This is a genomic window from Bradyrhizobium sp. BEA-2-5 (assembly GCF_032918025.1).
In the GTDB taxonomy this organism is placed as follows: Bacteria; Pseudomonadota; Alphaproteobacteria; order Rhizobiales; family Xanthobacteraceae; genus Bradyrhizobium; species Bradyrhizobium pachyrhizi.
The window spans coordinates 2,179,584-2,193,846 of record NZ_CP136629.1; the positions used below are offsets into that span (position 1 = coordinate 2,179,584).

At 64.9% G+C, this 14,263-nt stretch carries 15 protein-coding genes and 1 pseudogene; 10 read left to right on the forward strand and 6 right to left on the reverse strand.

Going from position 1 to position 14,263, the window contains the following annotated elements; genetic code table 11:
* The first annotated feature begins 70 nt into the window (after positions 1-70).
* Together RX327_RS10150 and RX327_RS10155 are read left to right on the forward strand one after the other, a co-directional pair.
* On the forward strand, positions 71-1,006 hold the full coding sequence (locus tag RX327_RS10150; protein WP_028333299.1) for a LysR substrate-binding domain-containing protein: 936 nt from the start codon (positions 71-73) through the stop codon (positions 1,004-1,006).
* A gap of 187 nt (positions 1,007-1,193) precedes the next feature.
* Positions 1,194-1,542 (forward strand): annotated as a pseudogene (locus tag RX327_RS10155) (hypothetical protein).
* A gap of 31 nt (positions 1,543-1,573) precedes the next feature.
* On the opposite strand, the gene RX327_RS10160 reads toward RX327_RS10155, so the two are convergent.
* From RX327_RS10160 to RX327_RS10175, 4 genes are all read right to left on the reverse strand, one after another.
* Entirely contained in the window at positions 1,574-2,605 is a 1,032-nt protein-coding gene (locus tag RX327_RS10160; protein ID WP_082190793.1) for a serine hydrolase domain-containing protein, read from the reverse strand.
* Positions 2,606-2,743: 138 nt separating this feature from the next.
* Positions 2,744-3,454 carry a type 1 glutamine amidotransferase gene (locus tag RX327_RS10165; protein WP_317250161.1) on the reverse strand — a complete coding sequence of 237 codons (711 nt, stop codon included), beginning with the start codon at positions 3,452-3,454 and terminating at the stop codon, positions 2,744-2,746.
* Between the two features lie 85 nt (positions 3,455-3,539).
* Positions 3,540-4,478: a hypothetical protein gene (locus tag RX327_RS10170; RefSeq protein WP_317251230.1), complete on the reverse strand. Its 939-nt coding sequence runs from the start codon at positions 4,476-4,478 to the stop codon at positions 3,540-3,542.
* A gap of 192 nt (positions 4,479-4,670) precedes the next feature.
* Positions 4,671-5,159: an Lrp/AsnC family transcriptional regulator gene (locus RX327_RS10175; RefSeq protein ID WP_028333294.1), complete on the reverse strand. Its 489-nt coding sequence runs from the start codon at positions 5,157-5,159 to the stop codon at positions 4,671-4,673.
* Positions 5,160-5,285: 126 nt separating this feature from the next.
* Here RX327_RS10175 and ald point away from each other — a divergent pair, with 126 nt between their 5' ends.
* Positions 5,286-6,401 carry an alanine dehydrogenase gene (gene ald / locus RX327_RS10180; RefSeq protein ID WP_317250162.1) on the forward strand — a complete coding sequence of 372 codons (1,116 nt, stop codon included), beginning with the start codon at positions 5,286-5,288 and terminating at the stop codon, positions 6,399-6,401.
* 277 nt (positions 6,402-6,678) lie between these two features.
* On the opposite strand, the gene RX327_RS10185 is transcribed toward ald, so the two are convergent.
* Positions 6,679-7,467, reverse strand: coding sequence for an IclR family transcriptional regulator (locus tag RX327_RS10185; RefSeq protein ID WP_028333292.1), 789 nt, complete (start codon positions 7,465-7,467; stop codon positions 6,679-6,681).
* A gap of 145 nt (positions 7,468-7,612) precedes the next feature.
* Between RX327_RS10185 and leuC the strand changes: the two genes are divergently transcribed.
* The 6 genes from leuC to RX327_RS10215 are packed head-to-tail and all read left to right on the forward strand — an operon-like array spanning position 7,613 to position 13,560.
* Entirely contained in the window at positions 7,613-9,016 is a 1,404-nt protein-coding gene (gene leuC, locus RX327_RS10190; protein WP_050387440.1) for a 3-isopropylmalate dehydratase large subunit, read from the forward strand.
* A 3-nt stretch (positions 9,017-9,019) separates the two neighbouring features.
* Positions 9,020-9,670: a 3-isopropylmalate dehydratase small subunit gene (leuD, locus tag RX327_RS10195; protein WP_050387439.1), complete on the forward strand. Its 651-nt coding sequence runs from the start codon at positions 9,020-9,022 to the stop codon at positions 9,668-9,670.
* Positions 9,667-10,800, forward strand: coding sequence for a 3-isopropylmalate dehydrogenase (leuB, locus tag RX327_RS10200; protein ID WP_082190804.1), 1,134 nt, complete (start codon positions 9,667-9,669; stop codon positions 10,798-10,800). The genes leuD and leuB overlap by 4 nt, the downstream gene beginning before the upstream one ends.
* A complete protein-coding gene (locus RX327_RS10205; protein ID WP_050387438.1) occupies positions 10,800-11,861 on the forward strand; it encodes an ABC transporter substrate-binding protein in 1,062 nt (353 codons plus the stop codon). Before leuB ends, RX327_RS10205 begins: the two co-directional genes overlap by 1 nt.
* On the forward strand, positions 11,858-12,691 hold the full coding sequence (locus tag RX327_RS10210; protein ID WP_050387437.1) for an ABC transporter ATP-binding protein: 834 nt from the start codon (positions 11,858-11,860) through the stop codon (positions 12,689-12,691). The genes RX327_RS10205 and RX327_RS10210 overlap by 4 nt, the downstream gene beginning before the upstream one ends.
* On the forward strand, positions 12,688-13,560 hold the full coding sequence (locus RX327_RS10215; protein ID WP_028333286.1) for an ABC transporter permease: 873 nt from the start codon (positions 12,688-12,690) through the stop codon (positions 13,558-13,560). Before RX327_RS10210 ends, RX327_RS10215 begins: the two co-directional genes overlap by 4 nt.
* 48 nt (positions 13,561-13,608) lie before the next feature.
* On the opposite strand, the gene RX327_RS10220 is transcribed toward RX327_RS10215, so the two are convergent.
* On the reverse strand, positions 13,609-13,785 hold the full coding sequence (locus RX327_RS10220) for a hypothetical protein (RefSeq protein WP_167350459.1): 177 nt from the start codon (positions 13,783-13,785) through the stop codon (positions 13,609-13,611).
* Positions 13,786-13,982: 197 nt separating this feature from the next.
* Between RX327_RS10220 and RX327_RS10225 the strand changes: the two genes are divergently transcribed.
* Positions 13,983-14,240, forward strand: coding sequence for a hypothetical protein (locus RX327_RS10225; RefSeq protein WP_028333285.1), 258 nt, complete (start codon positions 13,983-13,985; stop codon positions 14,238-14,240).
* Positions 14,241-14,263 lie beyond the last annotated feature (23 nt).

Genomic DNA, 14,263 nt, shown 5'->3' on the forward strand with positions numbered 1-14,263 from the left:
AGATCGGGAAACGGCCCCGTGAGGTCAAATACCTTGTTGACCCCCGACTTATAGGGAATCGGAATAAGCGATGGATTACAGGCAGCTTCGTTACTTCATCGCGGTGGCCGAAGAGCTCAGCTTCAGCCGCGCAGCGAAACGCTTGCATGTCAGCCAGCCGCCGCTGAGCACGCAGATCAAGGCGATGGAGGAAGAGCTCGGCACGCGCCTGTTGGCGCGAACGCGGCGCGCGGTGGAACTGACGCAGGCCGGGCAGTTGCTGCTGGAACATGCGCGGCGCGCGGTCAGCGAGCTTGATCTGGCGTCGGAGACGGTGCGCCGTGCGGCGCGCGGCGAGGCCGGCATGATCCGGGTCGGCTTCACCGGCTCGGTCCCGATGCTCGACATGTTCGCCGAACTGTTCCGCAGCTTTCGCGCCAGCTATCCGCGGGTGAAGATCGAGCTCCGGCACATGTCGACGGCAACGCAGCTGCGCGCGCTTGCCGACGCCGAGCTCGATGTCGCGATCATGCGCCCGCCGCTCGATTTCAGGCCAGCGGCCGATCTGCAGGTGCATGTGGTGTGGCGCGACCGGCTGATGGTGTTTCTGCCGCTGGATCACCCGCTGGCCGGCGCGAAGGGGGCGCTCGAGATGGCCGACCTTGCCGAGCATGAATTCGTCGGCATGGCCGAGAGCGGTTGCGGCGTCGGCGATCAGGCCGCGATGCTGTGCCGGCGGGCGGGCTTCGCCCCGCGCGTGGTGCAGGAGGCGCATGAGCTGCGCACCGTGCTCAGCCTGGTTGCGGCCGGGATCGGGCTTTCGATCCTGCCGTCCTGCTACCAGCAGGCCGGCGTGATGAATGTGGTGGCGAAGCCGCTGGACACGCCGGATGCGGAGAGCCGCATGCTGGTGGCGATGCGCTCCAACGCTTCGCTGCTGCCGCGCCGGTTCGTCGAATGCACGCTGCAGGCGGCGTCGCGCAGCGCACCGCCGCTCGTTCCGGAGGTTGCGGCAGTGAGTCGTTGATCGCGCCGCACGCCCTATACTTTCGTCGGCTGTAGTCTTCCGGCATCCCGTCTGGCCTTGCTCTTGCATCGTTCAATGTCAGGTGCTGGGGCGCGGATGTGTCGCGTGCTCGCCCGCGGCGACAGCGTCGCAGGCGAGCAGTCTGCGACGTGCCCGCAGCTGGATAGACGCTTGCGGAGACGACGATATGCACGCCATCACGCGTGCGGCACTGCTGCTCGGGACGATGTGGCTGACATCGCCGACCCTGGCGCGAGACGACGGCCGCTATGCCAATTCACCGCTAAAGCCCTGGTTCGAAAGCCTGCACAGCGGCTATGGACAATGCTGCTCGGATGCCGATGGCTATGTGGTCGCTGATCCCGACGGAGTCGGATCACGGCCACTTTCGCGTGCTCATCGACAATGAATGGGTTGTCGTGCCGAACGAGGCGGTGATCACCGTGCCGAACAAGTTCGGCCGCACCATGGTCTGGAAGCACTATATCGACGGCCATCCGCGCGTGCGCTGCTTCATGCCGGGCAGCATGACCTGAGGCGCATCGTCCGGGCCAAATCGTCGGGCGTTCAGGGACCGTCGGTCACGGCAGGCATGACCAGGCGGTTGAGAATCGCGATCGGGATATGATCCCGGTAGTTGAAAGCGTTGACGACAACGACGAGATCGAGCCTAGGCACCACGAAGAGCCGTTGGCCGCCGCTGCCGAAACCGGCGATCCAGCTCAGCTCGAGGCCGTTCAGCAAGGAGCGGCCAAGCCACCAGTGATAGCCGTAGCACAACGCCCCATTTCCTTCGGCGTTCACATGCGGTTTGGTGGATTCGGCTATCCACGAGGCGAGCAGCACTTGCCTGCCATCCCAACGTCCCTCATCCGCCACGAGCTGGCCGAGTTTGGCGAGATCACGCGGCCTCAGCCGCAAGCCGGCAAAGGCCGCGATCTCGGCGCTTCCGGTGAAGCAATGCCACTCGACATCGGCGATCCCAAGCGGTTCGAACAGCTTCTCCCTCGCAAACTGATCGATCCGCTGGCCGACCGCCTTGGCCAGAGCCGCGCTCAGCAGGCTGGTGGCGCCGCCGCTGTAGTTGAACGACGTGCCGGGCGGCAGCGCTATCGGCTGCTCCAGCCCGTACCGATAGGGATCCTTCGCCTCGAGCAATTGCCGCTCGTTGTTGGCCCGGCTTTTCCAACTTCGGCTTTCATCCCACCGCAGCCCATGTGACACGGTGAGCAGGTGGTGGAACGCGATGCGCTCGTTCTTGCGCGTGCGCAGATCGGCATATTCAGGAAGGTAGTCGATCACGGTCGATTCGAGCGGGGGAAACTTGCCTTCGCTCACTGCCGCACCGATCAGAAGCGACGTCACGCTCTTCGAGATCGAGCGGATGTCGTGCTTTTGTGTCGGGGAAAATTGGACCAGGCCCGACCAATCCATCCAGCGCCGCTCCGTGCCGGAGAAATAGCGCTCGAATACGAGCCTGCCTCGTCGTGCCACGACGACCGCGTGAACATTGTGCCTGGGCCATGTCGGAGGAACCTGTCGAGTTCGGAGAGCCTTGACCCGTCGAGTCCAACGTCCGCGGGGGTGGCGACAGTCCATCCGTCGTGATCCGTCGGCACGCGGCGTTCCTCACACTTGATCTTAGCCGCAATGGTCGCGACCGGAGCGAACGATCATGTCCAGCCATGCCGCCAAGGTCAACTCGACCCTGATGCCCGGCCAATCGGCCGCGCGCGGCTAGACGTTGCGGCGCGTGAGAAAGCGCGTGATCATGCCGCCCAGCGTAGCGTGGTCGAGCGGCTCAGTGAGCGAGGTCTTGGCGGCTTCGATCAGGGCATCCGGCGCGCGGCCGCGATGTAGATCGCACAGCGCGTCGGCATAGTCGGCGGTGAATTCCGGATGCGACTGCACGGTCAGCGTCGTGCCGTTGGCGTAGAGCAGGCCGGCATGCGGGGTGAACTCGGACGACAGGATCGTGCGCGCGGAGGCGGGCGGGTTGATCACCTGGTCCTGATGCGAGCAGGGAACGGCGATTGTTTCGCCGTCGATCACGCCGTTCTCCGGCAGCACCTGGTAGACGTGTCGGCCGATGCCCCAGCCCTTCTCCGATTTTCGAACGCTGCCGCCGAGCGCCTGCGCGATCAGCTGATGGCCGAAGCAGACGCCGACCATCGGAATGCGCTTGTCATGGGCCGTGCGCACGAAGGCTTCGAGCGGCGCGATCCACGCGACATCGTCGTAGACGCCGGCCGATGATCCCGTGATCAGGATCGCATCCAATGTGGTGGGATCCGGCAGTGTCTCGCCGCTAGCGAGGCTGACGACGTCGCAGCCAACAGATGGATCGGCGGTGGCCACCATCCGCTGAAACATCTGCGGATAGCTGCCGTGGCGCTCGCGGGCTTGCGGGTTGACGAACCCGGTTTCGATGATGGTGATGCGGGGCATGGAGCGCGCTGACGGATGAGCGGGGACGCCTCAGCCTTTACTCCGAAAGCACCGACGGCGACAAGCCTTGCGTGGCGGTCGCCGATCAATTCCGCGACGGTGCCGCCGCGTCGATCTTGGCGGTGTGCTGCGCTGTCGGCGCCGGTGTCGCCGTCACGATCGCAGGTTCGGTGCGGTAGCGCGGCAGCTGATCCTCGAGCGAGTAGCCGACGCAGAGCGCGAGGCTCGACCAGACCGCCATGCTGAAATACAGCGACATCCAGGCGATCTCCTCGCGCCACTCGGCGATGTCGTGGGTCACGACCCAGCGCCGGCTGACGTCGCGCAGGCCTTCCAGCGGATGCAGCAGCGTGCCGCCGGTGGCGAGGTTGGCGCGCCAGCGGTTCAGATACATAGGGACGTCGACGGTCATCAGGAAGGCGAGGAAGCCGGCGATGCCGAGGATCGCGACGATGAAGGCCCAGCGCACCGGGCCATGAAACTCCGGCAGCAGCCGGCACAGCGCAATCCCGACCAGGAAGAACACCACCGCCCACAGCGAATTCTCGATCGCGTTGTAGAGATAGTTGGTGGTCACCACCGCGTACCAGGAGAAGCACTCGGCGATGATGATCACCGGGACGATCATCCACGCTATGTTCACCACCGTTTCGGCGCCGGTCATGGTGCCGAGCTGATGCAGGATGATGGCCCATTGCGCCGCGAAGCAGACCTCGGCGACGGTCGCGACGGAGCGTCCCACGAAGACGCTCGATAGCCAGGTGTCGAACAGGCAGATGCGCTGCACGTCGGCGCGCGGCAGCACCGAGCGGAAGGCACAGCCGAACACATAGCCGGCGCACAGCAGGAACATCAGCCCGATGTCCGAGGTGTTGCTGAAGCTGCCATTGGCCTGTTCATTGAACTGGCGGTAAAGCGCGAACCAGATCGCGATGTTGGTGGCGCTGACGAGGCTCAAGAAGCCCCACCACCGGACCACTGGATTTGACCAAGCCAGCGAAACCGGCCGTGCCCGCCACTCCATGCTCATTCACCGCTCCGCGCGTAACCGAACTGATATCGAACCGTAGTAATTTTGTCATAGAAGGCGGCGAATCACGACTAAAAAATGCGTGTGGGAGCAAACCGGGCAGGTCCGATTATGACAGTGTCCTAATATGACAGTGCTCGATTGTGACAGCGCCCGATTGTGACAGTGTGCGGTGGTGCGTGACCGTCAGCCGCGCAGCGCGGTTTCGGGGATGGTACGGCGGACCACTTCGCGCATCGCGAAGCTGGAATGGATGCGGGCGACGCCCGGCATCCGCGACAGATGCTGTTTGTGGATGCGCTCGAAGTCGGCGATGTCGCGGGCGATCACCTGCAGATGATAGTCGTCGCTGCCCGACATCAGATGGCAGGACACGACGTCGGGGCAGCGCGCGATCGCGGCCTCGAAGGCTGCGAGATAATCCTCGCTCTGCTTTTCCAGCGTGATGGTGACGACGACGGTCGTCACGAGGCCAAGCGCTGATGGTTCGAGGTCGACGCGGTAGCCGCGGATCACGCCGATCTCCTCGAGATGGCGGATGCGCCGCGCGCAGGCGGTCGGCGACAGCCCGACCTTCTCGGCAAGCTCGATCTGGCTCGCGCGGGCATCACTAACCAGCTCGGCGAGGATTCTGAGGTCGATACGATCGAGACCGTCCACGCAGATTTCCTTCAAGAGCTGAGCTGAATGCGAAGGATATGAGCGTATCTGGCTGTGAGCAAGCCGGAAATCGCTGAGAAACGCCATGTGACGGGGAATAGCCTTGAGGCCGGCGGAAACGAATCCTTCAAGGAGCGGACCATGCGCATCGGCGTGCCCAAGGAAATCAAGGTCGAGGAATATCGGGTCGGGCTGACGCCTGCCTCGGTGCGGGAATATGTGGCGCACGGCCACGAGGTCGTGGTCCAGCGCGGCGCCGGCGACGGCATCGGTGCCGGCGACGAGGTCTACACCCAGGCCGGCGCGCGGATCGCCGACACCGCCGAAGAGGTGTTCTCCGTCGCCGAGATGATCGTCAAGGTCAAGGAGCCGCAGCCGTCCGAATGGGTCCAGCTCCGAGAGAATCAGATCCTCTTCACCTATCTGCATCTGGCGCCCGACGTGCCGCAGACCGCGGGTCTGATCGACTCCGGCTGCACCGCGATCGCCTATGAGACCGTCACGGATGCGAGCGGTCACCTGCCGCTGCTCGCGCCGATGAGCGAAGTCGCGGGCCGGCTCACGATCGAGGCCGCCGGCGCCGCGCTGCGCAAATCCGCCGACGGCATGGGCAAGCTGCTCGGTGGCGTGCCCGGCGTTCCGCCGTCGCGGGTTGCGATCATCGGTGGCGGCGTGGTCGGTACCCATGCGGCACGGATGGCGGCAGGGCTCGGCAGCGACGTCACCATCCTCGACCGCTCGTTGCCGCGGCTGCGCCTGCTCGACGATCTCTTCCTCGGCCGGGTCCGCACCCGTTACGCCACGCTGGAAGCGATCGAGCAGGAGGTCTTCGCGGCTGACGTTGTGATCGGCGCGGTGCTGGTGCCCGGCGCCAGCGCGCCCAAGCTGGTGTCGCGCGCGCAGCTTGCGGGCATGAAGCGCCGCGCCGTGCTGGTCGACGTCGCGATCGACCAGGGCGGTTGCTTCGAGACCTCTCATCCGACCACGCACGCCGAGCCGACCTACGAGGTCGACGGCGTTGTGCATTATTGCGTCGCCAACATGCCGGGCGCGGTGCCGGTGACCTCGAGTCAGGCGCTCAATCATGCCACCTTGCCGTTCGGCCTGGCGCTGGCCGCGAAGGGACTGCGCGCGCTGGTCGAGGATCCGCATCTGCGCACCGGCCTCAACGTGCATCGCGGCCGCATCACCAACCGCGCCGTGGCCGAAAGCCAGCATCTGTCGGCCGTGATGCCGGAAGAAGCGCTGGCGTCGTAACATTTGCGAGCAGCCTTTCCCATTGTCGTCCCGGCGAAAGCCGGGACCCATACTCCGCGGCGGACGTTATGGGGGGATTCGTCGACACAGCTGAGCAAGGCAACAGGCGTTCGTGGTTATGGGTCCCGGCTTTCGCCGGGACGACATCGAGTGTGTTGTGCCGTCGCGTAATCCGGATTGCGCGAAGCCTGTCATCGGGCGCGCGTTCGAGCGACCCATTGGCTCCATCCGGGCTGCGGCTTTGCCATCCGTACCACGCGTTAGGTGTCCCGAGAGGTCATTTCTCAACGAATCTTGGCCCGGCTTCCTCCGTCAATTCCTTCAGCCGGCTCTGCATGACTTCAATGATGTGCGAGCGCTTTGCCGCGATACGTTCGATGGGGCCGCCGATGCCGATGGCCAGCGGAGCGCGTCGCTTTGGCAGGGGAACGAGCATGCCTATTGTGTTTGCGCCCGGCGTCGTGCGGCCGCCTGACTCGGAAAAGCCGCGGCGGCGAATGCGCTCGACCTCCTCGAGAAAGGCGGATTCGCGAACGCGCGCCGACTGACTGGGCTCCTCGGCGTTGTTGCGACGGATAATGCCGCGAATTTTGGTGTTCGGCATTTGGCTCAGCAGCACATGTCCGAGCGCGGTTCGAACCATCGGCCGTATTTGACCGGCCTGTGCAGTGTACTGAAGCTGAGAGCCGCCAGGGACCACGTGCAGATATTGCATCCCGGCCGCGCCGGCCTGTTGCCCAAGCATGACGGTTTCGCCGCCCGTCGCGGTCCAGAGTTCCTCCATCAGATCGGTGAGCTTGGTATCACGGAACGGAGAACGACGGATCCAATCACCGAGCAGATTGACCCGGTAGCTCGGGATGAAACGTCGGGTCTTTCGCTCGTATTCCAGGTAGTTCAATTCAACGAGACAGCGAAGCAACACGGACGTGCTCGATTGGGGCATCTCCAGCGCGGACGATATTTCAGTCACGGAAGCAGCCCGCTTTGTTTTCCGAAAGAACTCCAGAACTGCAAACGTCCGCATGGCCGACTTGACGATGGCCGTCTTATTCAGATTCGGCATGGCTGGCTCCTCGGTGGGGCAAGTACCGCACTTCCATCACATATGTGATGTTAAGGCAAAACTGCTTCACTTGACGACAACTTTGGCCCAGATTGGCGCCAATTAGATCAAGGCGCATGGAAACGCAGAGAGCAGGGGAAGGCGGATGCCCGGCCGAAGTTTGCTCGAGAAGATCTGGGGCCAGCATGTCATTGCTCGCCTCAGCGAAGACACAGACCTCCTTCATATCGACCGCCATCTGCTGCACGATCTCGGTGGTTCGCGCGGCCTGCTCGATCTGAAGAGCCGGGGCCTCAAGGTCCACAATCCCGAACTGACCTTTGCAACGCCGGATCACGCGCTGTCCACGGCGCCCGGCCGCGCCGGAACCAGCAAGATCGGACTGGAATTGCTGGCGGCGCTGCGGGTCGAGACCTCGGCGAGCGGCATCACGCTGTTCGACGTCGACCAGCCCGGCCAGGGCATCGTCCACGTCATCGGTCCGGAACTCGGCTTGAGCCTGCCGGGCGCGACCATCGTCTGCGGCGACAGCCACACCTGCACCCATGGCGGCTTAGGGGCGCTCGCCTTCGGCATCGGATCGAGCGAGCTCACCCATGTGCTGGCGACGCAGGCGCTGATCCAACGCCGCCCGAAGACGATGCGCGCGCGCTTCGAGGGCAAGCTGCCGCTCGGCGTCACCGCCAAGGACATGATCCTGGCGCTGATCGGCCATATCGGCGCCGCCGGCGGCACCGGCTATGCAGTCGAATATGCCGGCAGTGCGATCCGCGCGCTGCCGATCGAGGGCCGGCTCACGATCTGCAACCTCTCGATCGAGCTCGGCGCCAAGATGGGCATGGTGGCACCGGACGAGAAGACGTTCGAATTTCTCCGCGGCCGTCCCTATGCGCCGCAAGGCGAGATGTGGGATCTCGCGGTGAAAGCGTGGCGCGAACTGCCGAGCGATCCCGACGCGGTGTTCGACCGCGAGGTCGTGATCGATGTCGAGAAGATCATCCCGCAGGTGACCTGGGGCATCAGCCCCGAGCACGTCGTCGGCGTCGATGGCGTGATTCCCGATCCGAATGCGGTCGACGATCCCTTGCGGCGCGCCGCGATCGAGACCGCGCTGGAGTATATGGGCCTGCAAGGCGGGGCGCCGATCGCCGGCACGCCGGTCGATTGGGTGTTCATCGGCTCCTGCACCAACAGCCGGCTCAGCGATCTGCGCGCCGCGGCCGAGGTTGCCCGCGGCCGCAAGGTCGCGGCCGGGGTCCGCGCCTGGGTGGTGCCGGGTTCGGAGAATGTCAAGCGCGAGGCGGTCGCCGAAGGGCTCGACAAGATCTTCATCGACGCCGGCTTCGAGTGGCGGGAGCCGGGTTGCTCGATGTGCCTTGCCGCCAATGGCGAGGTGGTGGCGCCCGGGCAGCGCTCGGTCTCGACCTCGAACCGCAATTTCGTCGGCCGGCAGGGGCCGCGCGCGCGGACGCATCTGGCGAGCCCCGCGAGCGCCGCAGCATCCGCCATTGCCGGCGCGATCGCCGATGTCAGGATGATGGGACGCTAGAGCATGCCAAAACCGTTCGACAGGCTCACCGCAACCGCCGCGCCGATCATGCGCGGCAATATCGATACCGACGTCATCATCCGCATCGAGCGGCTGGTGGGTAATTCGATCCGCGGCACGCTCGGCAAATGGGCGTTCGGCTCGCTGCGCTATCTGCCCGACGGCTCGGAGAACCCGGAGTTCATCCTGAACCGCGAGCCATACCGCGAGGCGGAGATCCTGGTGACCGGACCGAATTTCGGCTGCGGCTCCTCGCGCGAGGGCGCGGTGTGGTCGCTGCAGGAGCGCGGCATCCGCGCCATCATCGGCTCCGGCTTCGGCGACATCTTCTTCGCCAACTGCTTCCAGAACGGCATCCTGCCCGTCATCGTAGACAAGGCGGTGGTCGATCAGCTTGCCGCCGACATCGAGGCGACGCAGGGCGCGGGTAAGGTCTCGATCGACCTCGAGGCCCAGACCATCGTCTCGCCGTCGGGCGCGCGGCATTCGTTCGAGATCGATCCGCGGCGGCGCGAGGGGCTGCTGAAGGGGCTCGACGAGGTGGCGCTGACGCTGCAGCGCGACGATGATATCCACGCTTTCCAGGTCTCCGACCGCGCGGCGCGGCCATGGATTCATTCGACAAGGACACCCGCTTCAAGGACACCGGCATGAGCACGCAATCCAACATGGTCAAGGTCGCCGTCGTCGGCGGCGAGGGCATCGGCCCGGAGGTCACCGCGCAGTCGCGCCGCGTGCTCGACTGGTTCGCGGCGAAACGTAACGTGCCGATGACTTTGCGCGAGGCGCAATACGGCCTGATCCCGTATCTGGCGACCGGCAAGGTGCTGCCCGAGGATACCGCGGAGGCGATGGACGAGGCCGACGCCATCCTGTGGGGCGCGACCGGCGGGCCGGAGACGACCGAAGTGCCGGCCGCGGCACGCAAGGCCGGCAGTCTGCTGGGCCTGCGCAGCAAATACGATCTCTATGCCAATCTGCGGCCGATCGTGGCGAGCCCGGCACTGTCGGCCTCCGCGCCGCTCAAGGCCGAGGTGCTCGACGGCGTCGATTTCGTCATCATCCGCGAACTGACGAGCGGCATCTATTTCGGCGAGCCGCGCGGCATCGAGACGCTGCCCGACGGCCAGCGCCGCGGCTTCAACACCGAGCAATACACCACGAACCAGATCCGCCGCGTCGCGCGCTCGGCCTTCGAGCTGGCGCGGACCCGGCGCAACAAGGTCTGCTCGGTCGACAAGGCCAATGTGCTGGAGACCAGCGTGGTCTGGCGCGAGGAGGTGATCAAGCTGCACAAGGAGGAGTTCTCCGACGTCGAGCTGGCCCATCTCTATGTCGACAACGCCGCAATGCAGATCGTGCGCGAGCCGCGGCAGTTCGACGTCATGGTGACCGGCAACATCTTCGGCGACATCCTGTCCGACTGCGCGGCGATGGCTTCGGGCTCGCTCGGCATGCTGCCGTCGGCCTCGCTCGGCCCGGTCGATCGCTTCGGCCGGCGCAAGGCGCTGTATGAGCCGGTGCATGGCAGCGCGCCCGATATCGCGGGCAAGGGCATCGCCAATCCGCTCGGCTCGATCCTCAGCGTCGCAATGCTGCTGCGCCTGACGCTGAACCGGCCCGAGGATGCGGACCTGCTCGAGAAGGCGGTGCAGACCGCGCTGGCCTCCGGCGCGCGCACGGCCGATATCGCCGAGGCCGGGGCGAAAAAGCTGTCGACTGTCCAGATGGGCGATGCGGTGCTCGGCGCGCTCGACAAGATCTCGGCCAAGGAGCACGCGTGATGGCGCGCCCCACCATGCCCCACATTTCAAGGCGATCGGCGCTGACGGTGATCGCCGCCGGTGGCGCCGCGCTGGCGGGTGGCCGTGCATGGGCGCAGGCGGCCGCGGGTCGCGCAATCTATCCGGTCGCGGTGCCGGTCTATCAGACGCAGTTCGTCGCCGACCGTATCGGCTACTTCAAGGAGGCCGGGCTCGACTGCAAGCTGGTGCAGGGCGGCAGCGGCGTGAAGACCCGCGAGATCATCGCCTCGTCGCAGGGCGATATCGGTATCGGCGACGTCACCCATCCGATGCAACTGACCAATCACGGCCGCGCCGCGCGCGTGCTGTTGCCGGTCGACACGCGATCGAACTCGGTGATGTTCATTATCCGCAAGGACCTGAAGGACCAGGGCATCAACTCGCTGGAGGCCTTCACGCAATGGAAGCGGCCCGACGGCCGCAAGCCGATCGTCTCGGTTTCCTCGCTCGGCGGCACCAACCATGTCTGGTCGTCATACTACATGGAAACCATGGGGCTCGACGACAAGGTGACCTGGATCGGCACCGGCAATGTCGACACCATGCTGGGATCGCTGAAGTCGAAACAGGTCGATATTCTCGTCAGCTCGCTGTCGCTGTTGAACGAGGCGCAGCAGCAGGGCTGGGGCGAATTGTTGTTCGACGGCACCGATGAAGCGATCTGGAACAAGCACATCGGCGGCAAGGTGCCGGTGACCGCGCATTTCACGCTGCAGGCCACCATCGACAAGGATCCGGCCAAGATGCAGGCCTACGTCACCGCGCTGTGGCGCGCCTCGCAATGGATCAAGACCCACAAGCCGACCGAGGTCTATGAGGCCATCGAGCCCTATGTCGGCAGCACCTCGCGCGAGGCCAATCTGCTGGAGATCACGTCGATCCAGAAGGTCGCGGATTATGAGGGCTCGATCGACGCCGCAAGCTTCGCGCGCGGCGAGAAGGTCTGGTTCCGCGAGATGACCGGCATCAAGCCGCTCAAGATCGCCGACGTGGTCAACTCGAACCTCATCGAAGCGGCGCGAAAGGCCTATCCGGGTTGAGCGCGCTCGAGACAAGCGCAACCGTATCGCCGCGCGCCTCGGCCGATCGCCGCGTCGAGGTCAAGGGCCTGAGCAAGTCGTTCCAGCTCGCCAAAACCACGATCGAGGCCGTGCGCGACGTGACCTTCGACGTCCGCCGCGGCGAGTTCGTCGCGCTGCTCGGGCCGTCGGGCTCCGGCAAGAGCACCGTGCTCAACATGATCGCCTCGCTGATCCGCCCGACCGGTGGCGAGATCCTGATCGACGGCAAGCGCGTCGCCGCCGGCAAGGCGACGCCCAATGTCGGCTATGTGTTCCAGCGCGACACGCTGTTTCCATGGCGGACCGTCGGCGACAATATCGGCTACGGGCTGGAGCTATCAGGCGTGCCGGCTCACGAACGGAAGGAGCGCATCGCCGAATGCGTCGCGCAGGCGGGCCTGAAGGGATTCGAGAACGCCTATCCGTCGGCGCTGTCGGGCGGCATGCGCCAGCGCGCGGCGCTGATGCGGACGCTGATCGTCGAGCCGCAGATCTTGTTGATGGACGAGCCGTTCGGCGCGCTCGATACCCACACCAAGATCGACATGCACGAGGTGCTGCTCCGGATCTGGGAACGCGAGCAGCAGACCGTGCTGTTCGTGACCCACGATCTCGGCGAGGCGCTGACATTGGCCGACCGCATCATCCTGTTCTCGGCGCGGCCGGGCCGGATCAAGGACATGTTCGAGGTCGACTTCGCGCGGCCGCGCGATGCGGTGAAGGTGCGAGAGACCCCGCATTATGCCGAGCTGTTCCAGCACATCTGGCATTCGCTGGGCGAGGAATTCGTCAAGGGCCGCAGCGCATGAAGAGATACGGCACGCTCGGCACGGTCGGCTGGCAGGTCCTGATCTGCGCCGTCGTGCTGTCGGTCTGGCAATGGGGCTACGACCTCCGCACCAAGCTGCCCTGGCTGGTGCCCGACCTGCTCGATCCCTACTTCATCTCGAAGCCGTCGATGATCTTCGACAACTTCCTGATCCAGAGCTGCCTGACCTCGAAGCTCGGCGCCTTCAACAGCTGGTTCAACGGCGACTTCGGAAAGTGCCTGGCGCGCAACGAGAACAACCTCTGGGCCGCGACCGCCATCACCCTGAAGAATACCTTCTTCGGCTTCGTTACCGGCGTGGTCAGCGGCTTCGTCGCCGGGCTGATCCTGGGACGATCCGATCGGCTGAGCGCGATCTTTCAGCCCTTCATCACTGCGGTGAATTCGATCCCACGGATCGCGCTGGCGCCGATCATCGTGCTGGCGTTCGGGATCGGCGACATGTCGAAGATCGTGACGTCGTGGATCGTCGTCGTGTTCCTGGTGTTCTTCAACACTTTCGAGGGCGCGCGCTCGATCGACGAGGGCTTTACCAATGCCGCGCGGCTGCTTGGCGCCAGCGAATGGCAGATCACCCGGACGGTGGTGATCCCCTCGACCATGGCCTGGGTGTTCGCTTCGCTGACGCCTGCGATCTCCTTCGCGCTGATCGGCGTGATCGTCGGCGAGTTCATAGGCGCCGAGCGCGGCATCGGCCGTCTCATCATCGAATCGGAGGCGCGCGGCGAGGCCTCGGGCATGATGGTTGCTGTCGTGGTGCTGATGCTGGTCGGTGTGGTGCTGTCGGCGATCATCTGGCGGCTGCAGGCCTATCTGTTGCGCTGGCAGCGGCAACGCAGCGCCGAATAGGCCGCGAGCCGTGGCGACGTCGCATTTGCCGCCACGGCCGGGCTGGATCTAGGCTGCATTTTCCGATGGCGAAGTCTCGCCGTCGAGCCAGTCCTGTTCCTTTGCCAGCGCGCGCCAGGCCGCTTCCATTCGCTTGAAGCGATTGTAGGTCGGCGCGTCGTCGGCACGCTCGGCAAGCTGCGCGCAGTTCTCCGCATTGTCGCGGAAGTGCTGTGACTGTTTCATGGAACGTCCTCCTATTAGTTAAGGACGTGGGACATCAATTCAGGCTATTCAACGCGTGGAACATGGGTATTTCGCCACACAGATGAATGCTTGTTCAGCGAGTTCCCCGCGCGATGTCTGCAACACGGTCGATACAGGAACGGTGTGTCGCACTCGACGTTCCTTCTTCACATCGCAACTGGAGGAGGAGAGACGGCATGAGGACGTATCTGCTAGCCGCGGCCATGGTGACCGCGATCGCATCGCCTGTGTTCGCCGATGATATCGGTGTCCGCGCAGGTCCCGTCGGCGCGGGCGTGACCGTTGGTCGGGCGCCCGAGTATCGCGACCGCGATCGTGATCGCACCACCGTGATCAGGGAGCGTGAGCCGCGCCATGACCGGACCACGGTCATCAAGAAGCGGGACGAATTCGGCAATCGCAGCAAGACCGTCATCCATAACGACGACGATTGACGCCAACTCAGGCGATCTTGTGT